The 24,285-nt window shown below is 68.6% G+C and carries 21 protein-coding genes; 14 read left to right on the top strand and 7 right to left on the bottom strand.

The features are described 5' to 3' along the window. Positions 1 to 190: 190 nt before the first annotated feature. Both QGN31_RS20540 and QGN31_RS20535 read right to left on the bottom strand, forming a co-directional pair. Complete coding sequence (locus tag QGN31_RS20540) at positions 191 to 889, bottom strand: sterol desaturase family protein (protein ID WP_008254110.1); 699 nt, start codon at positions 887 to 889, stop codon at positions 191 to 193. Beyond that, entirely contained in the window at positions 886 to 1,620 is a 735-nt protein-coding gene (locus QGN31_RS20535; RefSeq protein WP_008254112.1) for a FadR/GntR family transcriptional regulator, read from the bottom strand. The genes QGN31_RS20540 and QGN31_RS20535 overlap by 4 nt, the downstream gene beginning before the upstream one ends. A 189-nt stretch (positions 1,621 to 1,809) precedes the next feature. On the opposite strand from QGN31_RS20535, the gene QGN31_RS20530 reads away from it, so the two are divergent. The 10 genes from QGN31_RS20530 (at position 1,810) to QGN31_RS20485 (ending at position 12,158) form a co-directional block, all read left to right on the top strand. After that, on the top strand, positions 1,810 to 3,108 hold the full coding sequence (locus tag QGN31_RS20530; RefSeq protein WP_081490068.1) for a cytochrome P450: 1,299 nt from the start codon (positions 1,810 to 1,812) through the stop codon (positions 3,106 to 3,108). A gap of 159 nt (positions 3,109 to 3,267) precedes the next feature. Beyond that, complete coding sequence (locus QGN31_RS20525; RefSeq protein WP_009957794.1) at positions 3,268 to 3,732, top strand: hypothetical protein; 465 nt, start codon at positions 3,268 to 3,270, stop codon at positions 3,730 to 3,732. A gap of 475 nt (positions 3,733 to 4,207) precedes the next feature. Then, a complete protein-coding gene (locus tag QGN31_RS20520) occupies positions 4,208 to 6,001 on the top strand; it encodes a CocE/NonD family hydrolase (RefSeq protein ID WP_014383928.1) in 1,794 nt (597 codons plus the stop codon). Between the two features lie 89 nt (positions 6,002 to 6,090). Continuing rightward, a complete protein-coding gene (locus QGN31_RS20515; protein ID WP_041785387.1) occupies positions 6,091 to 7,224 on the top strand; it encodes a M42 family metallopeptidase in 1,134 nt (377 codons plus the stop codon). 146 nt (positions 7,225 to 7,370) lie between these two features. Beyond that, complete coding sequence (locus QGN31_RS20510; protein WP_009957791.1) at positions 7,371 to 8,387, top strand: GHMP family kinase ATP-binding protein; 1,017 nt, start codon at positions 7,371 to 7,373, stop codon at positions 8,385 to 8,387. After that, positions 8,375 to 8,992, top strand: a complete 618-nt coding sequence (locus QGN31_RS20505) for a D-sedoheptulose-7-phosphate isomerase (protein WP_179960058.1) — start codon at positions 8,375 to 8,377, stop codon at positions 8,990 to 8,992. Before QGN31_RS20510 ends, QGN31_RS20505 begins: the two co-directional genes overlap by 13 nt. An 8-nt stretch (positions 8,993 to 9,000) precedes the next feature. Continuing rightward, complete coding sequence (locus QGN31_RS20500; RefSeq protein ID WP_009957788.1) at positions 9,001 to 9,555, top strand: D-glycero-alpha-D-manno-heptose-1,7-bisphosphate 7-phosphatase; 555 nt, start codon at positions 9,001 to 9,003, stop codon at positions 9,553 to 9,555. 228 nt (positions 9,556 to 9,783) lie between these two features. Beyond that, positions 9,784 to 10,734, top strand: a complete 951-nt coding sequence (locus QGN31_RS20495; protein WP_085978363.1) for a GNAT family N-acetyltransferase — start codon at positions 9,784 to 9,786, stop codon at positions 10,732 to 10,734. Positions 10,735 to 10,790: 56 nt separating this feature from the next. Then, positions 10,791 to 11,480, top strand: coding sequence for a DUF5642 family protein (locus QGN31_RS20490; RefSeq protein ID WP_014941352.1), 690 nt, complete (start codon positions 10,791 to 10,793; stop codon positions 11,478 to 11,480). Between the two features lie 27 nt (positions 11,481 to 11,507). Beyond that, on the top strand, positions 11,508 to 12,158 hold the full coding sequence (locus tag QGN31_RS20485; RefSeq protein WP_009957785.1) for a DUF5642 family protein: 651 nt from the start codon (positions 11,508 to 11,510) through the stop codon (positions 12,156 to 12,158). A gap of 227 nt (positions 12,159 to 12,385) precedes the next feature. Here the strand turns inward: QGN31_RS20485 and QGN31_RS20480 are convergent, their stop codons facing one another. Beyond that, complete coding sequence (locus tag QGN31_RS20480; protein ID WP_014383932.1) at positions 12,386 to 12,982, bottom strand: alpha-ketoglutarate-dependent dioxygenase AlkB; 597 nt, start codon at positions 12,980 to 12,982, stop codon at positions 12,386 to 12,388. Positions 12,983 to 13,078: 96 nt separating this feature from the next. Between QGN31_RS20480 and arcA the strand changes: the two genes are divergently transcribed. Beyond that, positions 13,079 to 14,290, top strand: a complete 1,212-nt coding sequence (gene arcA, locus QGN31_RS20475) for an arginine deiminase (RefSeq protein ID WP_014941353.1) — start codon at positions 13,079 to 13,081, stop codon at positions 14,288 to 14,290. A 75-nt stretch (positions 14,291 to 14,365) separates the two neighbouring features. Here the strand turns inward: arcA and QGN31_RS20470 are convergent, their stop codons facing one another. Further along, positions 14,366 to 15,898, bottom strand: coding sequence for a dolichyl-phosphate-mannose--protein mannosyltransferase (locus QGN31_RS20470; protein WP_008254127.1), 1,533 nt, complete (start codon positions 15,896 to 15,898; stop codon positions 14,366 to 14,368). An 82-nt stretch (positions 15,899 to 15,980) separates the two neighbouring features. Here QGN31_RS20470 and rsmI point away from each other — a divergent pair, with 82 nt between their 5' ends. Then, the gene (gene rsmI, locus QGN31_RS20465; protein WP_008254128.1) at positions 15,981 to 16,817 is read left to right on the top strand and encodes a 16S rRNA (cytidine(1402)-2'-O)-methyltransferase; all 837 of its coding nucleotides are present in this window, start codon (positions 15,981 to 15,983) and stop codon (positions 16,815 to 16,817) included. A gap of 52 nt (positions 16,818 to 16,869) precedes the next feature. Here rsmI and QGN31_RS20460 read toward each other — a convergent pair whose 3' ends face one another. From QGN31_RS20460 to QGN31_RS20450, 3 genes are read right to left on the bottom strand one after another with little or no spacing between them, the layout of a single operon-like run. Further along, on the bottom strand, positions 16,870 to 18,126 hold the full coding sequence (locus tag QGN31_RS20460) for an aminodeoxychorismate synthase component I (protein WP_014941355.1): 1,257 nt from the start codon (positions 18,124 to 18,126) through the stop codon (positions 16,870 to 16,872). 16 nt (positions 18,127 to 18,142) lie between these two features. Next, a complete protein-coding gene (locus QGN31_RS20455) occupies positions 18,143 to 19,054 on the bottom strand; it encodes an RNA polymerase sigma-70 factor (protein ID WP_014941356.1) in 912 nt (303 codons plus the stop codon). Continuing rightward, the gene (locus QGN31_RS20450) at positions 19,051 to 20,238 is read right to left on the bottom strand and encodes an NAD(P)/FAD-dependent oxidoreductase (RefSeq protein ID WP_014941357.1); all 1,188 of its coding nucleotides are present in this window, start codon (positions 20,236 to 20,238) and stop codon (positions 19,051 to 19,053) included. Before QGN31_RS20450 ends, QGN31_RS20455 begins: the two co-directional genes overlap by 4 nt. Positions 20,239 to 20,606: 368 nt before the next feature. On the opposite strand from QGN31_RS20450, the gene QGN31_RS20445 reads away from it, so the two are divergent. Continuing rightward, complete coding sequence (locus QGN31_RS20445; RefSeq protein ID WP_043955610.1) at positions 20,607 to 22,280, top strand: hypothetical protein; 1,674 nt, start codon at positions 20,607 to 20,609, stop codon at positions 22,278 to 22,280. Between the two features lie 139 nt (positions 22,281 to 22,419). After that, on the top strand, positions 22,420 to 24,285 hold the full coding sequence (locus tag QGN31_RS20440) for a putative bifunctional diguanylate cyclase/phosphodiesterase (protein WP_014941359.1): 1,866 nt from the start codon (positions 22,420 to 22,422) through the stop codon (positions 24,283 to 24,285).

The following is a 24,285-nucleotide window of genomic DNA, read 5'->3' as shown; positions in this document are numbered from 1 at the left end:
GCGCAGGTGAAGCCCACGAAAGACGATGCAGCACATTGAAATTCAGACTACGTCCGACCGGGGCAAAGTGGGCCCGGGTTCAATGCTGCCAGTCCGATTAAGACAGAACTAGGTCAGAGGGGCGCGTGCAGTCGTTTTGACCACCGTCCGGTACACAGTGGTTGATCAGTAGATTCAGCAATAGTTTTCGTTATCGAGGTACAAACCGTCCGGATGCCGCAGCGTTGGTCGAGCTCGCACTCACACCGTGCAGATTCTTGGCTGTCGGGGAGGTCGGTACCGTCGACTGGTCCGGGTACGTGCCGAGCAGCCGGTCGGCGGTTCCGGTGGTGGTGACGGTGAACCAGTAGTGTTCGTTTTTGAAGTGATGCCGTCGATGGTTACGCCAAACCGACCGATACACACTGCTTTTGGGCTTGTAGTCGGTGTGGATGAGGTAATGCGTCCACTCGTAGGCCAGCCCGACGGCGGTCAAGACGACCAGGTACGTCAGCCCGAGGCCGAGCCGAGGAAAGGCCACGAACGCTACGGCGACGGCCGTCGGGATCACCCAGGGCAACGTCTGCCACGGGATGAAGATGAGCTCGACTTTCCGCGGCTCGCAGTGATGTTCGCGATGTTTGCGCGCCAGCAAGGGGTCCACGACGAAGCGACCGACACTGCGCGGCCGCCAGTGCAGGATGGCGACGTGGATGATCCACTCGAAGACCGGGAAGGCCGCGATCATGAGCGCCGGCAGCACGACGTCGGTGAGCCGCCAGTCACCGACGACGATCCGGGCCGTCAGCGCCCCGGCGAACGTCAGTGCGAGGCCCCAGGGAGAAGGGTGGCGCCAAAACTCCCGGCCCGCCGCGGACAGGGTGAGGTTGCTGCGTACGGGTGTTCTCATTGCTCGTCATCCAGGCTGGATAGGGCGGTGAGCAGGCCGCGGGTGGCCGGCTCGAGGAGTTCGGTCGCGGCACGTTTGGCCCCGACCGGATCGCCGGCGGTGATCGCCTGTGCCACTTGGCGGTACAGCTCCGGGCGATTGACCTCGGCGGCCATCGCGGTGTCGAGCGCCGGGAGTGCGGGTTCGTAGGTGGCCCGCAGGGTGTTGAACATCAGCCGGAACACGATGGAGTCCGCGGCGTCGACGACGTGGTCCCAGAACGTCAGCGCCGCGCGTTGACGTTCCGTCGGATCCTCTTCGGCGGCGAGCGCGTCCACGGCGGCCTCGAGCACGCCGGCCGCCTGCGGGCCGCCCCGTTCGGCGGCCAGTTCGGCGACTTTGGGACCGTTGTGCAGCCGGGTCTCCAGAATGCTGCGCACGACCGCCACGTCCAGCTCGTCGCCACGATCCCCACCGCGAAGCAGCAACTGGGGCAACAGGTCCAGGCCCGCGTGACGCTTGTAGTCCCGCACGGTGGTGGCGTCACCCTGCCGAACCTCGACCAGGCCGGCAGCGGTGAGGCGCTTGAGCGCCTCGCGAACCACCGGCCGGGACACCCCCAGCACCTCCGCGAGTCTTCGCTCACTGGGCAGCAGCTCCCCGGGCGCGAGTTCGCCACTGAGCACGTCGGACATGATCTGCTCGAAGACGTGGTCGGGTATCGACTGTCGGGTCACGGGGCGCAGGGCCATGCCCCCACCATGCCGGAGCCATTGGCCAGACGTCAAGTGGTCAGACCAGTGCGATAGGCGTATTACGCGTTTCGAGGCGCCGCTCGCGCCGCAGAGGCATGCCGTCGGCGAGTCTCTGGTGGCCGGCAGCCTCAGCACATAAAGTTGCCCAAGCTACCTAGCACGCGCCGTCCCCGTCGGGGGTGATCGATGGCTGCCGACACGCTGCCACCCGGTCCTCGAGCACCGGTGGCAGTACAAACTGCTGAATGGATCGCTCGTCCATGGGAGTTCATGGACCGCGCCGCCGCCCGATACGGCGACACGTTCACCATGAAGCTGGTCGGCGAGGGACCGATCGTGATGGTCTCGCATCCCGATGCGGTGCGGCAGATCTTCACCTCGCCTCCCGAATTGGTGCTCGCCGGGGAAGCAAACCGCATCCTGCAGCCCGTGGTGGGCCAGAACTCGGTGCTACTGCTCGACCGCGACGCACACAGAGAACAGCGTCGACTCCTCATGCCCGCGTTTCGCGGCAATCAGTTGCAGAGCTACATGAGCACGATGAGCGCCATTGCCGAGGCCGAGATTGCCCGCTGGCCCCGCGGTGTGCCGGTGCGGCTGCATCCCCGGATGCAAGCGTTGACGCTCGAAGTCATCCTGCACCTTGTGTTCGGACTCGAGCGCGGGCAGAGCATGGACCGGTTGCGCCAGGCGCTACAGCGGACGCTCGTTCTCACAACCAACGGCGCGGCGCAATTTTTCCTCTTGCTCGTAGGGCCCCAGAAGATGAGGACTGCGCTCACTCACAAGTTGCTGGCCGACGTAGATCGCCTGCTTCATGAAGAGATCGCCACGCGCCGTCGGCAAGCCGACCTCGATACCCGCACCGACGTCCTCTCGATGCTGTTGAAGGCCAGGCACGAAGACGGTAATCCGATGAGCGATCAAGAGATTCGCGACGAACTCATCACGTTGCTATTGGCAGGCCACGAAACAACGGCATCGGGACTGGCGTGGGCGGTCGAGCGGATCATCCGTCACCCGGACGCGCATTCGCGCCTTATCGAAGAGGCGCACGCCGACGACGGCCAGAGGTACGTCGATGCCGTGGTGAAGGAGACACTCCGGATGCGGCCCGTGCTCGCCCTGGTGAGCAGACGACTCACCGAACCCATGGAGGTCGACGGGTTTTCACTGCCCGCCGGCGTCAAGGTCGCGCCCTCGATCTATCTCATGCACCGCCGTCCCGACATCTACCCCGACCCGAAACAGTTTCGTCCCGAGCGGTTTCTCGACAACCGCGCGGGAACGTACACGTGGATTCCATTCGGAGGAGGCGTGCGCCGTTGCCTTGGAGCGACTTTCGCCGAATGCGAGATGCGGATTGTGCTCGGCGCGATGTTCACCACCATGCGGGTGCGCCCCGTCGACGCTAAATCCGAGCCGATACACCGCCGGTCGATCACCCAGGTGCCGGGTCGCGGAACCACCGTAGTGCTCGAATAACTCAGTCAAACGCATGTCCACGAAACCGCCACTCGGCACGCTTCGGCGTGTCGCGGTTTCACCGCCAGCCGGGTCTGAGACCGTTGGACGTACTCGCGGTGGAAGCAAGGGGGCGGGGTGAGTCCGGCTCAGATTTTTTTCGTGTCAGCTCTCGTCGTCATGCTGGTAGTCGGGATCGTGACGATCAAGTTCTCCGGGAAGCTGTTCCGCCCTGAAGCGACCCTGGCGGTTGTGTTGACGGTGGTTACCGTGGCGGGCTGGATCTGGCGGATGCCACGGGGGTGGTTCACGATTTCGCAAATCGCTTGGCGCTACCGGCTGAAGACTTGTCAGGTCCGGGAGGTCGCGGACAAGCTTGGTATGAGGCCCTTCAACCGCGGTGCGCTGGTCCCTCCCGCACAGCGGAAGAAGATGCATCCCGAGCTGATGCGTTTGAAGAAGCGCAAGGCGGTGCGCGAGCCGAGCGTAGCGAAAGGCGCGGGATTGGTCTACGAATCCTCGGCCGCACAGTCTGCTTTCCTGGATGAGGCCGAGCGCATGCAGTTCTCCGGTGAGGAGCTGTTGCGACATCTGCATCCGAGCGTCACCCATTTCGTGTCCGACGCCCAGGACGAGGCGGTATGACGAAATCGGCTGGGGGCCCGTGGTTTTCAGCGGGCCCCGCCTCGGACGAAGTCAGAGGCCGCGGGACTGTTTATGGCAATGACAAGCTGGGGTCACGGGTGGAATCGGCGATCTGTCAGCGCGAGTCGCCGGTCGCCGCCTGCGAGCGCCTTGCGAAATCAGTGGCCGATCCGCATCGCGAGGCCGCCGAAACCGTTAGGCGTCGAAGGCAATCGGCGGGGTCGCTGGACCGCTGCGTCCGACGACCGGCGGAAGCGGCCGCGCCATCGTGACACCCCCTCAGTTCCGCTGAGGACGGTGCTCTAAATTCGCTGATGATTCGCGGCGATGGCGCCGCGGGGCCTCAGGGGGAGCTCTACCGATGGTGAGATCAAGGACGACTCTGCGATCCAGGCGCAAACCTGCGCGACGCGTCCGCAAGACCAGTCCATCGCCGTTCGCGCCGGAGTGGACGCCGCCCCCGGCGACCTACGGCGTGGGCGTGCGACACAACGTCGCCGTGCCGATGAGCGACGGCGTCGAACTGCGCGCCGACATCCACTACCCGACGGTGCCCGAGACGGGGCAGGCCGCCGAAGGCCCGTTTCCCGTCTTGCTGTCGATCACGCCCTACGGCAAGAAAGCCCCGCCGCCGGCCGCACAAATCGGCGGCGGCGCGGCGCCCTACCTCATCAAGCGCGGCTACATCGAGGTGATGGTCGACGTCCGCGGCACCGGTTCGTCGGGCGGTTCGTTCGAGATGTGCGGCGACCGGCAGACGCAGGACGGCGTGGAGTTGGTGCAGTGGGCGACCACGCTGCCCAACGCCAACGGCCGCGTCGGCATGGTGGGGCTGTCCTACCTGGCGATCAACCAACTCTTCACCGCGGCCGCCGTCGGCCCGGACTCGCCCCTGAAGGCGATTTTCCCGGTGATGGCGGCCCGCGATTTCTATCGCGACGCCGCCACCATGGGCGGCGTGCCGCACCTGCACGCGGTCCGCGGATACGGGTCGGTCTACACGCTGCTCAACGTGGTCAATCCGACGCTGGAGTGGCTCGCCCGCGGCGGTCACGAGCGGCCGCGTTCGGGCGGTCTCGCCGCGGTTCGCCAGCGCGGACGCGATCAGCGGCGCTACTTCCGGCCACTGATCGCCGAGGTTGTCGCCGGCGGCGAGACCGCCTATGACGGCCCGTTTTGGGACGCGATGAGTCCGGGGCTGGTCCTGTCCAAGATCGCCGCCAACGGCGTCGCGACCTTCCTCGTCGGCGGATGGCACGACGCGTTTCAGCGCGGGGCGCCCCTGAACTACGCCGCGCTGCAGAACGCGGCCGCCGGCCGGCCCGACGACGCACCGATGGAACCCGGCCAACCCGTCTCGGACCGGATCCGATTGATGATGGGCCCGTGGTATCACGTGTCGGACCACGGCGGGCTGCACCTTCAGGCGCTGCAGTTGCGCTGGTTCGAGCACTGGCTCAAAGACGATGCGCGCGCGGCGATTGCGGGGAAGCCGCTGACGTTCCAGGCGATCGGAAGCTCGAACTGGTATCGCGCCGACGACTATCCGCTCGCCGAGGCGACGCCCACTCGTTTCTACCTGTCCGACGCGGGCCGGCTGAGTTCGGATGCCTCGCCCCACACCACTGTTGCGCCGCTGACCTATGTCCCGCGCGGACCCCTGTCGGGCCGCAGCCTGGAGCAGTGGTCGCTGGGGCTGAGCAGCTTTTTGTTCTCCCAACGCGGCCGCACCATCCGCTACGACCAGGACAACCGCCGCCTGCAGCGCGGCGCGCTGTCCTACACCACCGAGCCATTCGGGCAGGCGAAGCTGGTGGCCGGACCGATCGCGCTGATTATCCACGCGACGGCCACCACCACCGAGACGGTGTGGGTCGCCCACCTCGACGCCGTCGCCCCCGACGGTGCCAGCCGTCCGCTGTCCCAGGGCGCGCTACTCGGTTCGCACCGGAAGCTGGATCCCGACCGCACCTGGTACCTGCCCGACGGCACCGTTCTGCGCCCGCAGCACCTCAGCACCCGAGCGGCCGCGCAGCCCGTCGTGCCCGGGGAGCTCACCCGCTACGACATCGAAATCTTTCCGACGGCCGCGCTGATCGCCGCGGGCCACCGGCTGCGCCTGACGATCACCACCTATGACTTTCCGCATCTGGTGCCCAGCAAGCCGGCTCGCCGGGCCTTGGCCGGCGGGCGCTACCAATTGCATCAGGGCGGGCCGACACCGTCGCACCTCCTTGTTTCGTTGGCAGACCCGGACGCCGTGAGCTGAACCAGGCGTCGAAACCCCTGACGGCGTTGGCGTAGTCGCAGGACATCGCGGGTACTGGTCCTCTGAACCCGATGACGGAAGAGGATCCCATGGCGCACCCCGACCGCGACGCAGGCGACGACTTGCTGCAGGAACTCCTGTGGACCTATGGGCCGTGCGGGCAGGAGGACGAGGTCCGCGCCGTCATCGCCCGGGAGCTGCAACCCCTCGTCGACGACATGTGGACCGACGACGCCGGAAACCTGATCGGCTACGTCGCCGCCAATGCGTCGGCCAAAAACACCGGGGCGCCCGACCACCGCCAGCGGACTCAGGCTATCCCCGGCACCGCGACCCGGGTGATGGCGCACATGGACGAGCTGTCGATGATCGTCAAACGCGTGGAATCCGACGGCACGCTGCATCTGACGCAGCTGGGAACGATGTACCCGGGCAACTTCGGACTCGGACCGGTCGCGGTGCTCGGCGACAACGAAACCCTCACCGCCGTACTGGCTCTCGGCTCCGAGCACACCACCCAGGAAAGCTCGCGGATCTGGGAGACCAAGCCCGACAAGGGCGACCGGGCACTGGACTGGCATCACGTGTACGTCTTCACCGGCCGCAGCACCGAGGAGCTGGCCGCGGCGGGAGTGCACGCCGGCACCCGGGTGTGCGTCGACCGCAGCAAGCGATCCGTGGTCGAGATCGGAGACTACGTCGGCGCCTACTTCCTCGACGACCGCGCCGCGGTGACCGCGCTGCTGAACGCCGCCCGCCTGTTGCGCGAGCGCAACCAACGCCCGGCCGACGACGTCTACCTGGTCTTCACCACCAACGAGGAGATCGGCGGGGTGGGGGGCACCTACGCCAGCGCGACCCTGCCCGGCCACCTCACGCTCGCCCTGGAAGTCGGCCCCACCGAAGTCGAATACAACACCACGGTCAGCGGCGGGCCGATCATCGGCTACAGCGACGCGTTGTGCATTTACGACAAGGAAGTCGCCGACCGGCTGCTGAAAATCGCCACCGACCAGGGGTTGTCCCCACAGCCGGCCGCGCTGGGCGCATTCGAATCCGACGCGTCGCACGCCAAGGCCACCGGGCAGGCCGCGCGCGCCGGCCTGCTGTGCCTGCCCACGCTGAGCACCCACGGCTATGAGGTCATCGCGCGCCGCGCGATCGACGACATGGCCGCCATCATCGTCGATTTCGTGCTGCAGCCAAGCCAGCAGATCGCCTGAGCCGGGCCGGGAGCAGTCGGGCGAAAACCCGACAATCGCGCTGGTCAGCCTGTTAGTCTGGCGGCGCTTCCGGACGCAGAACGATGGGGTTGGCACGTGGCACGCGTGGTCTCGCAGCTGGGCGATCCGCTCGACAGAGAATCCCCATGACACGGCCACGAATTCGCGCGCGAGCGCCGCTGCGGATCTCCTTCGCCGGCGGCGGCACCGACGTGCCCCCGTTCCCGACGACCGAAGGCGGCTGTGTCCTGTCGGCGACCATCGACCGCTACGCCCAGGGATCGCTCGCCCCGCGCACCGACCGCCGGGTCAGCATCGAGTCGGTGGACTTCAAGACCACGCACGAGATGACGCTGGACAGCGAGATTCTCTACGACGGCAGCCTCGATCTGATCAAGGCCGCGGTGCGCCGGTTCGGCCGTGACGGCACGGACGGCTACGACCTGGTGCTGCGCTCCAGCGCCCCGCCGGGATCGGGGCTGGGCTCGTCGTCGACGATGATGGTCGCGCTCACCGGCCTGCTCGCCGAGCACTACCGGGTGCCCATGGGCGAATACGAGACGGCCCAACTGGCGTGTGCCATCGAACGCGACGACCTGGGCATCGCGGGCGGCATGCAGGACATGTACGCCGCGACGTTCGGCGGCTTCAACTTCATCGAGTTCACCGACCGCGTGATCGTCAATCCGCTGCGAATCCGCGACGAGACCGCCTTCGAGCTCGAGCTCAGCCTGCTGCTGTGCTACACGGGCATCACCCGCGACTCCGCGCGGGTGATCGAGGACCAAACCCGCCGCGCCACAACGGGTTCGGATGACACGCTGGAGGGCCTGCGGGCCCAGAAGGACTTGGCGGTCGCGATGAAGGCGGCGTTGCTGACAGGCAAGCTGAACGACTTCGGTGCGCTGCTGGGCGAGGCGTGGACCCAGAAGAAACGCATGTCGCCCTACATCACCAACGAGCGCATCGACGACCTCTACGAGCTGGCCCTGAAAAACGGGGCGCTGGGCGGAAAGCTCACCGGGGCCGGCGGTGGGGGATACATCCTGTTGTTCTGTGACTTCGCCAAGAAGCACCGGCTCATCGAAGCGCTCGAGGGCGCGGAGGCCAACGTCACCGAATTCGCGTTCGAGAGCAAGGGATTGACGACATGGCTGGCATGACCGGCTCGGACGCGGTCTCGCCGAGCGTGGAGCTGGTTCAGCAGCGCTTGGCCGAAACGATCGCGGTCAAGCAACAGATGCAGCAGGGCGATGTCGCCGCGCAGACCGTCGAGGTCGCGCGCGCGATCATCGACTCGCTGCGCGCCGGGGGCAAGGTGATCTTCTTCGGCAACGGGGGATCGGCGCAAGACGCGGGGCACCTGGCGGCAGAACTCATGGGCCGCTTTGCCTTTGACCGTCCCGGTCTGGCGGCGATCAGCCTGCCCGACGCGACGGCCGCGATCACGGCGATCTCCAACGACTACTCCTACGACGAGGTGTTCGCCCGCCAGGTTCTCGCCACCGGGCGCCCCGGGGACGTGGTGATCGGGCTGACCACGTCGGGCAACTCTCCCAACGTCGTTCGCGCGCTCGAGGTCGCCGGCCAGGCGGGAATGACGACCGTCACGCTCACGGGCGCAATCGGTGGCAAGGTGGCCGATGTGGCGAAATTCTGCATCCGAGTTCCCAGCGACGACACGGCCCGGGTTCAGGAGGCATGCCTGCACCTGGGCCATTCCATTTGCGAAATGGTCGAGGCGGCACTGTTTCCCGGGCCGTCCTGACATCGACGATGGCCGCAGCCGATCTGCGCGACGTGCGCACCGTCTTTCTGGACCGAGACGGCACCATCAACGTCAAGGCCGCCGAGGGTGAGTACATCCGGTCACCCGCGGAACTGGTGCTGCTACCGGGCGCCGCCGCGGCGCTGGCCGCCCTGAACGCCGCGGGACTGCGGACCGTACTGGTGACCAACCAGCGGTGGCTCTCCGAACCCGCTTCCGATCCAACACATTTCACTGCCGTCCAGAACCGCCTGCAACAACTGCTCGCGGACGACGGCGCCCGGATCGACGCCGCCTACCATTGCCCGCACGCCGCGAACAGTTGCGACTGCCGCAAACCCGGCACCGGCATGTTGGTGCGCGCCGCGGCCGAACACGGCATCGATCTGACCGCATCGGTGATGATCGGCGACAGCGACATCGACATGAGGGCGGGTCGGGCGGCGGGAGCGGCGACCATCCTGCTCCGCTCCGGCGGCGAGGCGTCCCCCGACGCCGACATCGTGGTGGACGACCTTGCCGCCGCGGTCGAGCTCATCCTGGCCGCCCGGGCCGCGCACTAGTTTCGGCTCATTAGACCCCAGCATCCTTGCCGCGGCCGCTACCTGCTCATAACCTGGGCAACATCCGACCGCGTCCAGGAGGCTCGGGCCTGGCGCACCAGACGACGGCAAGCAGGCGGGGCAGGTCATGGCACCATCGCGACGTGCACAGCGGTGTCGCGATGCTGCGGGCGGCGGTCCGTAGCGGTGGCCGGACTGACCGGCGCCCGGGTGGACGAGCTGGCGACGATGGACATCTTCAAGGGATGTCCCCCCGAAGACCTTGCGCCGTTGGCGGGCCGCCTGCAGCCGCTGCGCGCCGCGGCCGGCGAGGTGCTGATGCGCCAGGGGGAGCAAGCCGTCTCGTTCCTGCTGATCTCCTCGGGTACCGCCGAGATCAAACACGTCGGTGACGACGGCGTGGTGATCGTCGAGCATGCGTCCCCCGGCATGATCGTCGGCGAGATCGCCCTGCTGCGCGACATTCCCCGGACCGCGACGGTCAGCGCCGCCGAACCGCTGACCGGTTGGGTCGGTGACACCAGATCCTTCGCCAGCATGGTGCACATCCCGGGCATCACGCCGCGGCTGTTGCGCACCGCGCGCCAGCGGCTCGCCGCGTTCATCACGCCGATCCCGATTCGCGTGCGCGACGGCACGCTCCTGTTGCTGCGCCCGGTGCTGCCCGGCGACAGCGAGCGCACCGTGCACGGACACATCTACTTCTCCGGCGACACGCTGTATCGGCGCTTCATGACCCCGCGTCTTCCCACGCCTGCGTTGATGCACTACCTGTCGGAGGTCGACTACGTCGACCACTTCGTGTGGGTAGTCACCGACGGCAGCGACCCGGTGGCCGACGCGCGCTTCGTGCGCGACGAAAACGACCCGACGGTCGCCGAGATCGCGTTCACCGTCGCCGATGCCTATCAGGGCCGAGGCATCGGCACCTTTTTGATCAGCGCACTGTCCATCGCCGCCGATGTCGACGGCGTCGAAAGGTTCTCCGCGCGAATGCTTTCCGACAATGGGCCGATGCGCGCGATCATGGACCGCTACGGTGCGGTGTGGCAGCGTGAAGACATCGGCGTGATCACCACCGTGATCGACGTGCCGCACCCGCGTCACCTGCCGTTCGGCCCCGACGAGGCCGAGCAGATCAGGCGCGTGGCCCGGCAGGTGATCGAGGCGGTCGGCTGAGACCGGCGCTGGCGTGGGGGCGCCGCTATGGCGGCGTCCTGTGCTATCAACTCCTCATGCGGCCGTTCGGGATTGGCCCGGCGCTGACTACCGCGCTCACGTTGGCCGTCGCCGGGTGCGCTCATCAACCCGCGCCCAAACCGCCGGCGATTCCGGCGAAATCGCCGCCGAGCAACACCGCCGCCGTCAACCCCGCCAACATCAAACGGATCATTCGCGACATGCCGCCCGGTTACGAGGTGAGCACCGCAATCCCCAGCGCCGCCTCGCCGAGGGTGATCTGGGGCCTGGGCGACGACCCACACCCCAAGCCCGCCAAATGCGGGACGCTCGCCGACCCCGGGAACGGGCGCGACCAATCGGCGCAGGGCGTGTCGGGCTCGGGGAGCGGCGGCATCGTCAACGCGGTGGTGGTGGCTTTGCCGGGACCGGTGGATTTCCCGGAGGACCTGCTCACCGCGTGCGCCCACTGGTCGGAGACCGCCGGGAACACCGTGGCACACGTCCACCTCACCGATGCACCGCACGTCGACGGTGTCCAAACCATCGGCATGGTCGCCGACGTCAAGTCATCGGTCGAGTCGGGCACCGAAATAGATTCCCGCGTCTACACATTCACCGCGTATCTGGGCGACTTCTACGCGTTCACCACGCTGACCACCGATCCAGGTTCAGCACTTCCGGTCCTGCCACCGCGATTCGCCGCGGATCTGCTCGCCAAAACGGTGTCCACGTTGCGCAGCTGAACTATCCGCTTGGGTAGATTGGCCACGATGTCCAAGATGCTGCTCGCGCTCGCGGCCGCCTGCGTCCTGGCCGGGTGCTCATCGGCCACTCCCGAGGCGAAGGTCGACATCAACAAGGTCGTCGACGTCAAGTCCAGCTTCGGACCCGATTTCAAGGTCAGCGACATCAGCGAACGGGGAATCGATCCCAAGCTGCTGGCCGGCCGAAAGCTGCCCGACGGATTGACGTTCGACCCGGCGAACTGCGCGAAAGTGGCGGCCGGGCCGGACATGCCGGCGGACCTGCAGGGCAACATGTCCGCGGTCACCGCCGAGGGCCGCGGCAACCGGTTCGTGGTGATCGCGCTGGAGACCTCAAAAGCGTTGCCCCTCAACGATCCCGGGAAAGACTGCCAAAAGGTGACCTTCGCCGGCCCGCAGCTGCGCGGCGGCGTCCAGGTGGTCGAGGCGCCGCGGATCGACAGCACCCGCACGCTCGGCGTGCATCGCGTCATGCAGGCGCTGACCCCGGGCGGTCCACGCACCGGCGAGTTGTTCGACTATTCGGCCTCATTCGGCGACTACCAGGTGATCGTCATCGCCAACCCGCTGGTGATTCCCGATCAGCCCGTCGCGCCGGTCGACACCCAACGCGCGCGCGACCTGCTCGTCAAAGCGGTGGCGTCGGTGCGTGCCTAGACGGCTTGACGGCGGCGGCCCGCCGCGCTTGCGACCGCCACTGGGCTTGATAGTGGCGACCCGCTTCGCCCGGCTTCGCCTCGCTCGCGACCGCCACGGCCGCGCTTGCGACCGCCGCTGGGCTTGATGGCGGCGGCCCGCTGCGCCCGGCTTATGTCGATAGTGGCGACCCGCTTCGCCCGGCTTCGCCGCGCTTGCGATCGCCACGGCCTCGCTTGCGACCGCCGCTAGCGCACGCCGCGCGGCCGGAACTGGATGCTCACCCGAGGACCGACCGGTGCGGCCGTCTTGGGCACGGCGTGCTCCCACGTCCGCTGGCATGACCCGCCCATCACCAGCAGATCCCCGTGCGCCTGCGGCAGCCGCAGCGACGGGCCGCCGCCGCGGCGCCGCATCGCGAACGCGCGGGTGGCGCCCAGGCTGACGATCGCCACCATGGTGTCCTCCGAACTGCTCCGGCCGATCGTGTCGCCGTGCCAGGCCACGCTGTCGGAGCCGTCGCGGTAGCAGCACAGCCCCACCGTGGTGAACGGCTCACCGAGCTCGCCGGCGTAGATGTCGTTGAGCCGCCGCCGCAGCCGGGTCAGCATCGGGTGCGGCGGATCGTCGGCCGTGAGGTCGTGGAAGCTGACCAGGCGAGGGACGTCGACCACCCGGTCGTACATCTGGCGGCGTTCCTCGCGCCACGGCACCGTCGACAACAAGGCGTCCAGCAGGTCGTCCGCGTCGGTCAGCCAGCCGGCGCGGATTTCGATGAACGCGCCGTCACCGAGCTGTCGGCGCTCGGTGTGCTGGAACAGGGAGCCTTGAACCGCAACCTCCACGCGACCCAGTTTATCGCACATTCGTTCGATGGCGGCGGGCCGCGCGGCGGGCGTGTGACGCGCCCGTCCGGCCCCCGCCGCCGCTACGGTTGAGTCGTGGGTGAGGTTGAGCTGGGCACCAAGTCCGAGGTCGGCGCGCTGCGCACGGTCATCGTGCACCGCCCGGGCGCCGAGTTGCTCCGCCTCAACCCGCGCAACGTCGACCAGCTCCTGTTCGACGGCCTCCCGTGGGTCGCGCGCGCGCAGGACGAGCACGACCAGTTCGCCGAGGTGCTGCGTTCCCGCGGGGTCGAAGTGCTGTTGCTGTCGGACCTGCTCACCGAGGCGCTGACGCACAGCGGGGCCGCGCGGATGCAGGGCGTGGCGGCCGCCGTGGACGCACGGAGGCTCGGAGTGCCACTGGCGCAAGAGCTTTCGGCGTACCTGCGGGGACTGGAGCCCGCCCGGCTGGCGCAGGTCCTGATGGCGGGCATGACGTTCAACGAGTTGCCCGCGGACACCCGCACCGACGTGTCGCTGGTGCTGCGCATGCACCACGGCGGCGATTTCGTCATCGAACCGCTGCCCAACCTGGTGTTCACCCGGGACTCGTCGATCTGGATCGGCCCGCGGGTGGTGATCCCGACGCTGGCGCTGCGGGCCCGGGTCCGTGAGGCGTCGTTGACCGATCTCATCTATGCCCATCACCCGCGGTTCACCGGGGTGCGACGCGCCTACGAGTCGCGTACTGCGCCCGTCGAGGGTGGTGACGTGCTGCTGCTCGCGCCCGGCGTGGTCGCGGTCGGGGTGGGGGAGCGCACCACCCCCGCCGGCGCGGAAGCGTTGGCCCGCAGCCTGTTTGACGACGATCTCGCGCACACGGTGCTCGCGGTGCCGATTGCGCAGCGGCGCGCGCAGATGCATCTGGACACGGTGTGCACGATGGTCGACACGGACACGGTGGTGATGTACGCCAACATCGTCGACACGTTGTCGGCGTTCACCATCCAGCGCACCCCCGGCGGGGTCGCCATCAGCGACGAGGTCCCCTTCCTGGAGGGCGCGGCCAAGGCGATGGAGATCGACAAGCTGCGGGTGATCGACACCGGGCTCGACCCCGTCATCGCCGAACGCGAGCAGTGGGACGACGGCAACAACACGCTGGCGCTGGCACCCGGCGTCGTCGTCGCCTATGAACGTAACGTGCAGACCAACATTCGCCTGCAGGAGGCCGGCATCGAAGTGCTGACCATCGCGGGATCCGAATTGGGCACCGGCCGCGGCGGCCCCCGCTGCATGTCGTGCCCCGTCAGCCGCGACGCGGTCTGACAACGCCGCGAAACTGTAAGTCCCAACGCATTTCCCGAGTGACGCCGCCGCTGGTTGCGGTCTCGCGGGAAAGAATCAGCGCCAGCTGGGCAGCCAGATCTCCATGTTCCACGTCTGCTGCGAAATCGGCAGACCGGTGAGCACCGGGAACAGCCAGGCGAAGTTGGTCACCACCAACGCCACATAGGCGCAGACGGCGATCAACCCCAGCGTGCGTCGCTCCGAGTTCACCCCGGGCCCCCGGGCGGGCGCCCCCGGGGTGTAGAGGATGTCGCCGCAAATCAGCGCGATGGCCATCACCAAAAACGGCGCCATCGTCGCCGCGTAGAAGAAGTACATCTGCCGATCGATGTTGGCGAACCACGGCAGCCAGCCCGCGCAATAGCCCACCAGCACAGCGGCGTAACGCCAATCGCGGCGCACCAGCATGCGCCACAGCGCGAAAATCAACACCGGCACCGCCACCCACCACATGGCCGGCGTACCCACCAGCATCTCGGCCTTGACGCAGGACTGCGCGCCACAGCCCGGCACGTTCTGCTCGTCGATCGCATAGAGCACCGGCCGCAACGACATCGGCCAGCTCCACGGTTTCGATTCCCACGGGTGATAGTTGCCCGCCGCATTCGTCAGGCTCGCGTGGAATTGAAAAGCCTTGGCCGAGTAGTGCCACAGCGACCGGATCGCATCGGGTAGCGGGATCAACGAATGCGGGCCGATCGTCTGGCCCACCTCGTGCCGATCGATGGCCGTCTCGGAGGCGAACCACGGGGCGTAGCTGGCCAGGTACACCAGCACCGGAATCAGGCCCAGCGCATAGCCGGTGGGGATGAGGTCGCGTGGCAGCGTCCCCATCCAGGGCCGGTCGACCTGGTACTGGCGGCGCGCGGCCACGTCGAACGCGAGCGACATCACGCCGAAAAACACCACGAAGTACAGGCCCGACCACTTTGTGCCGCATGCCAATCCGAGCAGCACCCCGGCGCCGAAGCGCCACCACCGCACACCCAGGCGTGGGCCCCACACCGTGTCGGCATTGCGGCCCTGCAGCAGCGCGACGTGCATTCGTTGCCGCACCTCGTCGCGGTCGACGATCAACGCGCCGAACGCGGCGACCACGAAAAACGTCAGAATGCCGTCGAGCAGCGCGGTCCGCGAGGCGACGAAGCTGACGCCGTCGCAGATGACCAGCACCCCGGCGATCGCGCCGACCAGCGTCGACCGGCTGATCCGCCGGACGATCCGCATCACCAGCGCGACCATGACCACGCCGAGCAATGCGCCGGTGAACCGCCAGCCGACGCCGCTGTAGCCGAAGATCGCCTCGCCGATCGCGATGAGCTGCTTGCCCACCGGCGGGTGGACAACCAGACCGAACCCCGGATTGTCCTCCACCCCGTGGTTGTGCAGCGCCTGCCAAGCCTGCGGGGCGTAGTGCTTCTCGTCGAAGACCGGCGTGCCGGCATCGGTGGGCGAGCCCAGGTTCAGGAATCGGGTCACCGCGGCCGCCACGGTGATCACGCCGGTCACCACCCAGCCGCGGACGTGATCGGTCGGACCGAAATCGGCCACCGGAACCCGCGGGCCCGGGCTGACGACCGGGACCACGCGCTCCTTTTCGACACCCTGGGCGTTCAAGGGGGATTCGCGGGGCGGGGCAGTCATCGGTGTCGATCGTAGGCTGTCGACCATGACCACCGGCCGCCTGTTGCTGGGCGCGACCCCCTTGGGTCAGCCCTCGGACGCCTCGCCCCGCCTCCTGGACGCGCTGGCCACGGCCGACGTGGTGGCCGCCGAGGACACCCGCAGGGTCCGGACGTTGGCCGCCGCCCTCGAGGTGAAGATCACCGGCCGGGTGATCAGCATGTTCGACCGGGTCGAGGCCACCCGGGTGGACCCGGTGCTCGAGGCGATCAGGGCGGGCGCGACCGTGCTGGTGGTCAGCGACGCCGGGATGCCGCTGATCAACGACCCCGGCTTCCGGCTGGTGACGGCGTGCGTGGAAGCCGGCCTGCCGGTGGGATGCCTGCCGGGACCCTCGGCGGTGACCACCGCGCTGGCCGTGTCCGGCCTGCCGGCGGACAAATTCTGCTTCGAGGGGTTCGCGCCGCGCAAGAAGGCGGCCCGACGCACCTGGCTGGATTCGCTGGCCGACGAGCGACGCACCTGTGTGTTCTTCGAGTCGCCGCGCCGGTTGTCCGCCTGTTTGCAGGACGCGGTCGAGCGGCTCGGCGGCGCGCGGCGGGCCGCGGTCTGCCGGGAACTGACCAAGGTGCACGAAGAGGTGGTGCGCGGATCGCTCGACGAGTTGGCGAAGTGGGCGGCCGACGGTGTGCTCGGCGAGATCACCGTGGTGCTGGCCGGCGCGACGCCGCGCGCCGATCTGCCGTCGCTGGTCGTCGAGGTCGAGGAGCTGGTCGCGGGCGGTGCTCGCGTCAAGGACGCCTGCGGCGAGGTGGCGGCCGCGTATCCCGAGGTGCGGTCCCGCCAGCTCTACGACGCGGTGCTGCGGGCTCGCCGGGTTTAGCGGCCGTGGCGGTCGCAAGCGCGGCGAAGCCGGGCGCAGCGGGTCGCCGCCATCAGGACAAGCCGGCGGGGCCGGCGGCCGCGATCGACGGCAGCCCTACGATGGGCGAGGCCTTGTGCAGGCATTCGGCCCACTCGGCGTCGGGGTCGGAATCGGCGGTGATCCCGCCACCCACACCCAGCACGGCCCCTCCCGCGGCGTCGAATTCGACGGTGCGGATCGCGACGTTGAGTTCGCAGCCGGCTACGGGGGAGGCCAATCCGATTGTTCCGCAATAGATTCCGCGACGGTGCGGTTCCCATTGCGAGAGCAGTTGGCGGGCACGGTGTTTGGGTGTCCCGGTGACCGAGGCCGGCGGGAAGGTGGCGTCCAGCAGCGCCGACGTCGGCAACTCGACCGGAACCTGGGCGGCCACCGTGGACACCAGGTGCCACACGCCCGGCGCGCGCCGCACCACCAACAGCTCCGGCACCGTCACCGAACCGACGACCGCCACGCGGCCGAGATCGTTGCGGACCAGGTCGACGATCATGATGTTTTCGGCCACCTCCTTGGGCGAGGCGCGCAGCGCCGACGGCCAGGCGTCCAGCGGCAAGGTGCCCTTGATCGGGCTGGACATGACGGCCGTCCCGCGCCGGCGTAGGAAGAGCTCCGGCGACAGCGACGCCACCGCGCCCCACGCACCCGCGACGTAGGCCGCCCGGGCCGGGGAGGTGCGGGCGACGCCATCGACGAAGAAGTCCAGCGGGAAACCGGCGACCGTGCCGGTGAATTGGGTGCACACGCACGCCTGGTAGACCTCGCCGGCGCGGATGGCTTCCAGGCAGGCGAGCACCCCGTCGCGGTGCGCGGACCGGTCGGCGATGCCCCAGTCGATCCGGCTCTCGCGCGGCGGTGGCGCCGGCGCGGCCAGCGCGGCGGCGAGCCAGCCCGGCATCGGCGCGCCGGAGAGGCTTTCGTACCACCAGTGCCCGTCGCGGTCGCGGCGCAGCACGCAGTCCGTCCAGCCGCCGGCGGCCTCGGGGATCCGGTTCGGGTGCGCGTCGGCGCCGGGGTCGGGGTACGACAGGTAACCAATCCACCCGCCGCCCACCGCGTGCGGCTCGAGAGTCCGCGTGGCGTCGACGGCGAACACGCCGTCGACAGCCACCGGCCCCAGCGACACGCTCGGCGCGATCACCGCCAGGGCCCCGAACCACTCGCCGGTCAGCGCGGCCGGGGGCGGGAGACCCAACCGGGTCGTGGCGTCACCGAGGGCGCGCAGCACCTGGGGTGCGGCGCCGAGATCGCCGAGCCGGTCGATGCGCACCGACCCAGTGTGCCGCTCAGCCGCGGCTGATGTCGCGAGCGGTGGCCAGCGCCGCCAGTTTGCGCGGGTTGCGCATGACGTAGAAGTTGGTGATCTTGTCGTCGGCGATCTCCACCGTGATCACCCCTTCGAGCTGGTCGCCCAGGTAGAGCAGCACTGCCGGCGCGCCGTTGCAGGTCACCGTCTCCACCCGCAGCGCGGCCATCTCCGCGGCCCTGCGCATCAGCCCGGCGATCGCCCGGGCCACCTTGTCGGCGCCGACCACCGGCCGTCGGGCGGCGCTCACCACGCCGCCGCTGTCGGCCGTCCACGTGGCGTCCGGGGCCAGCATGGTCATCAGCGCTTCCACGTCGCCCCCCGCCGCCGCGGCCAGGAACTGCGCGGTGATCTCCGCGGTGCGCTCCGGGTCGGCCGCCTCGAACCGCTTGCGCCGGGCCCGCACGTGTTCACGGGCCCGGTGCGCCACCTGTCGCACCGTGGGCGCCGGCTTGCCCACCGCCTGGGCGATCTCGCCGTAGTCGAAGCCGAACACCTCGCGCAGCACGAACACGGCCCGCTCGTCGGGGCTCAGCGTCTCCAGCAGGACCAGCATTGCCATCGAAATCGACTCTGCGAGAACGACATCCGCGGACGGGTCCTGGTCTTCGAGGAGCAGCGGCTCGGGCAGCCACGGGCCCACGTACTCCTCGCGCCGGCGGGCGTCGGCCCGCAGCGCGTTGAGCGCCTGCCGGGTGACCAGCTGGGCCAGGTAGGACTTGGTGTCGCGCACCGTCGCCAGGTCGACGGCCGACCACCGCAGATAACTGTCCTGCAGCACGTCGTCGGCCTCGGTCGCCGAGCCCAGCATCTCGTAGGCGATGGTGAACAGCAGCGGCCGCAGCAGGGTGAAGCGTTCGGCGTGCTCGCTGCCGATCGGTGCCCGTGTCATCGCAGCGCGACCCGCTCGCCGGTCGGTGACTGCGCGGGGCGCTTGCCGCCCTTGAGCCAGAAATACGAACCGGGTTTGGCGGCCTCGCGGCGGATCGCCCACAGCGTGGCCTTGCAGATCGTCTCCTTGAGCGAAGCCGCGGCCCGGCCACCGAGGTACAGGTTCACCGGGGTGTCGTCGGTGCGCGCCACCTGGAAGGTGGCGTGCGCGCGACCGAGGCTGATGCACTGTCCGACGAACGCCTGGTTCAGCGCCGCGGGCGCGTCCCCGGCGATGCGGCTGAGCACGGTGTTGGCGGCCTGGGCGCCCATGGGCCCGGCGGCCTGGCAACTCATCCGCAACGGGTGACCGGACGGCGCGGCTGCGTCACCGGCGGCGACGATACGGTCGTCGTCGATGCTGGTCAGCGTTTCGTCGGTGAGCAGCCGGCCCATCGGGTCGGTGCGCAGCCCGCTGCGCGCGGCCAGATCGGGCACGGTGAATCCGGCCGTCCACACGGTGGCCGCGCTGGGCAACACGGTGCCGTCGTTGAGCACCACCTCATCCCAGCGCACCTCGGCCACGGCGACGGATTCCAGCACGGTGACACCGAGGCGGCGCAGCCTCTTGGCCACCGAGCGCCGGCCCCGCTTGCTCAGCGACGGGCCGAGAACGGGGTCGCAGACCAGGGTGACCGGGCGTCGTCGCTCGGCGAGCTCGGAGGCCATCTCGATGCCCGTGAGCCCGCCGCCGACCACGGTGACGGGTGCGGGCAGCGGCAGGTCGGTGAGCGCGTAGTGCAGTCGCTGCGCGCTTTCCAGGTCGGCGACCGAGTGGGCGAACTCGGCGAAGCCCGGCACCGTCGAAGGCGTCGCGCCGGTGCTGCCGACGGCGTAGATCAGGTAGTCGTAGTCCAGCTCGAAGCCCGAGCCCAGCAGCAGGCGCCGGCCCGGCGCGTCGATGCCTTCGACCGTGTCGACGATCAGCTCTATCCCGTCGCCGAGCAGCGTCGCGTAATCGGCGGTCGCGGCGCCGGTGTCGGCGACCAGCTGATGCAACCGGATGCGCTCCACGAAGACCGGCCGGGGGTTCACCAGCGTGATGTCGATGTCTGGGCGCTGCCGCAAATGGTTGGCCGCGAGCGTCCCGGCGTATCCGCCGCCGACAACGACGACATGAGTTCTCTGAGGCGCCACCTCGGTCATGGCTATCTCCTACCTGTTCGTGAGGACCTGTGCCCTTGAGACACCGCAGACCGGCCGAGCGTGACATCGACACCGCTATTGTGACCCGTCTCACTGCGCGCCGGCGGTCGGAAGGGTGCCGTCAACGGACCGCACCCCCGCTGAGCTGCGGCGGAGCGTCGCCGGAACGCGCGTGATACGCTGCGCTACGCCAATTCGTGGCCCGCCCCGGTCGGATACACGCACCAGACAAACCGCGAAATATGGGGCCACTTGCACGCGCCATCGGTGTGTATTGGGAGAAGCAACCTTGACGACGACCATCTGCGCGAGCGGCCGCGGGCCCTCGCCGTCGGACGTGTCGTCGGGTGCGATCTGACGCGGTGACGATGTTGTGGTCATGGAGGACGCGCGCGCTTGCCGCTGTCGTGTGCGCGGCGCTGGTGTTGAGCGCGTGCGGTGGTAAAAGCGACCCCGGGCCGCTGTCCGCGATGGTCAGCCCGGCCATCCCACCCAGCGCGCAGGAGATCCCGAACCCGCTGCGCGGCCAGTACGAGGAAATGCTGAATCCGCTTTTCCCGCAAGGCAATTCGGCGCAGCAGCGGTACTCCTCCTGGCCCGCGTCGTATGACGCCAGCCTGCGTGTCTCGTGGCGGCAGTTGCAGCCGGTCGATCCGCGCACACTGCCCTCCGACGCGCCCGACGACCGCAAGTTCGATTTCAGCGCGATCGACGACGCGCTGAACAAGCTCGGGGCCCGGAACATGCGCCTGGCCCTTGGCGTATTCGTCTACAAATCCTGTTGCAACGACACCTCTTCCGACAACACGAACATCGCGATCCCGGACTGGGTGCGGCCGTACGCCGCCAGTTATCCCGCGCCGGCGAAGAGTTCGGCCCCGGGGGTCACCCAGGTGGTGCCGAATTTCAACGACCCCGACTACCTCAACGGGATCAGTCAACTGCTGGCCGCCCTCGGCCGTCGCTATGACGGCGACGAGCGACTCAGCGTGTTCGAGTTCTCCGGTTACGGCGACTTCGGCGAGAACCACGTCGCGTATCTGCGCGATTCGCTGAGCGCGCCTGGGCCCGCGCCGGACGACAGCGTGGCAAAGCTGGGCTATTACAGCCAGTTCCGCGACCAGAGCATCACCAAGGCCTCCATCGCGCAGTTGGTCGCGGCGAACACGAATGCCTTCCCGCACACGCAATTGGTGGTGGCCCCCCAGAATCCGGAGATCGTCCGCGAATTGTTCGCCGACGACGTGACGAAGAAACTGGCCGCGCCCGTCGGCATCCGCGCGGACTGCCTGGGGGTGCAGGCGCCGTTGCCGGAATGGGCCGACGCCAGCGACTCGCACTACGTGCGCTCCAACGATGCCGTCGTCAACGCGATCAAGCAGCGGCTCACCTCGGCCCTGGTGATCAGCCAGTGGTGCCGGTTGCCCAGCGGCGCCGACCCCCGGTCGTACTACGAGAAGGGGCTGCACGACGTCATCAGGTACCACGTGTCGATGACCTCGAGTGCCGACTTCCCCGACCGGGATGCTGCCTCGGCGATGGATCCCAAGCTGTTTTTGCTGTGGGGCAAGGCCAATACCTCCGCGGGATACCGGTACTCGGTCGAGGCGCAGCCGGGATCGCAGTCGATCCAGGGCAAGGTGGCGACGATCTCGGTGGCCTGGACCAACTACGGTTCGGCGGCGGCCACCGAGCACTGGGAGCCCGGTTACAAGCTGGTCGACTTCTCGGGGGCGGTGGTCCGCAGCCTGCCGGCGACGGTGAACCTGGCGAAGCTGGTCCATGACGAGACCAGCCAATCGCGCGAGGAGCCGGTTCCCGAATCGTCGAGCGAGTCGGTCCACGTCGACGTGACGGGCCTGGCGCCCGGCCACTACACGCTGCGGGCGTCCGTCGAATGGCGGCAACACAAGCCGGGCGCCTCGCACGTCGTCAATTACGCATCCATGGCCCTGGCCCGGGACGGCCGCGACGGCTCAGGGCTGTACCCGATTGCCACGCTTGACATCCCGAGCGACTCGGCCTCGGCAAACGGCCAGTGACATCGTCCGGCCGCGGCGCTGCTTCGTTGGCTGCGAGCTTTTCGTAACCCCGGATGGGCGGGGCCGTGCGTGATACCGTTCTCGGACATATTTTGACTTCGGGACCCAGACGGGATAGTGCCCCGTATCGGAGGATTCCGTGCCGCGCAGCCTGAACCTGGTGGTCACCTCCGTCGCCACCGCGCTGATGGAGGCCACGGCGCCCACGGCGACCTCGGTCAGCGAAAAGGTACTCGCGCGGCTCGTCGAGCAGTTCGATGTGGACGCCAGCTTCCTGCGCCACCACGACAACGATGCCGCGGCGTCGACGTTGGTCGCCGAATGGCCGAGACGAACCGACAGCCCGGATCCGGATCTGGTGGCGGCGTTGCAGTTGGACGGCGTCGAGTCGGTGCTCGCCCAGTGTGAGCGCGACCGCAAGCCGGTGGTGACCCGTCCGGATCGGTCCGCCGGGTGGGTCCGCCGCGCGCTGAGGCCGGGCAAGGCGACGGCGTCGCCGTCGGTGGCGGCCGCGCCGCTGATGTCCAGCGACGCGTGCACCGGCGTGCTCGGCTTCGTGAAGTTCGGCGCCCGCAGGTGGAAGCAGGAGGAGATCAACACGCTCGAGGCGGTCGCCGCGCTGTTTGCCCAGCTTCAAGCGCGCATCGCCGCCGAAGAGCGGCTCCGCTACCTCGCCGAGCACGACGACCTGACCGGTGTGTACAACCGGCGGGCGCTGGTCGCGCACCTGTCCGGACGCCTCGCGCCCGGCAGCCCCGGACCCGTCGCGGTGTTCTACCTCGATCTCGACCGGCTCAAGCCGATCAACGACTACCTCGGCCACAGCGCGGGCGACTGGTTCATCCGCGTCTTCGCGCAGCGCATCGAGGAGTGCGCGGGAACGCCGAGCATGATCGCCCGGCTCGGCGGCGACGAGTTCGTCGTCATCCCGGACGAGCCGATGTCGCCGGAGGTCGCCGAGGCGTTCGCGCGTCGCCTGTCGACGATGCTGTGCGATCGCCTGACCATCGGTGGCCACGTGGTCAGCCGGACCGTCAGCATCGGGCTGGCGGTGGGCACGCCCGGGGCGGACAACTGCGCCGATCTGCTCCGCCGGGCGGACGAGGCGGTGCTGACGGCCAAGCGTGCCGGCGGCAATCAGACGGCGGTGTCCACCGACGACATGTCGCTCAAGCGGGCCTTCCGCAACGACATCGAGTTGCACCTGCAGGGCGACATCGACAGCGAAGGCCTGCTCCTGCATTACCTGCCCGAGGTCGACTTGTGGACCGGGGCCATCGTGGGCGCGGAGGCCCTGGTGCGCTGGCGGCACCCGGTCTGGGGTCTGCTGCTGCCCGACTCGTTCATCGGGGTGGCCGAATCCACCAACCTCGCCGCGGAGCTGGGCGGGTGGGTGATGCGCAGCGCCTGCGCCGAGTTCAGCCAGTGGCGCGCCAATGGGGTCGGGCACGGCGCCATGCTGCGCATCAACGTGTCGCCCATCCAGCTGATCAGTCGCGGCTTCGTCGAAAGCGTCGCCGACACGATCGGCGAGTTCGGAATCGATGCCGCATCGGTGTGCCTCGAGATCACCGAACGCGCCGTGGTGCACGACATCGACACCGCGCGAAAAACCTTGTCGGAGCTCAAGGAAGTCGGCGTGCAGGTCGCCATCGACGACTTCGGCACCGGCTATGCCGTTCTGTCCCACCTGAAATCCCTGCCGGTCGACATGCTCAAGATCGACGCCGGGTTCGTGCGCGATGTCGGCACCGACGCCGGCGACCTGGCCATCGTCCGCGCCATCATCGGGCTCGCCGAGGCGTTCGGGCTGGAAGTGGTCGCCGAAGGCGTCGAAACCCCCGCTGCCGCACTGACTTTGATGCAACACGGCTGCCACCGCGCGCAAGGCTTCCTGCTGTCGCGTCCCCTGCCCGGCGACGCGATGGAAGCGCTGCTGTCCGCGCGCTGGATGCCGATGCCGTTTCTCGCCGACCGCGAGTCATCGTCGCTGGGCTCGACGTAG

The sequence above is a fragment of the Mycobacterium sp. 2-64 genome, from assembly GCF_035918375.1.
Taxonomy (GTDB): domain Bacteria; phylum Actinomycetota; class Actinomycetes; order Mycobacteriales; family Mycobacteriaceae; genus Mycobacterium; species Mycobacterium intracellulare.
Note: the sequence above shows the minus strand (reverse complement) of the source record. Positions and strands in the feature narration are given on the sequence as shown.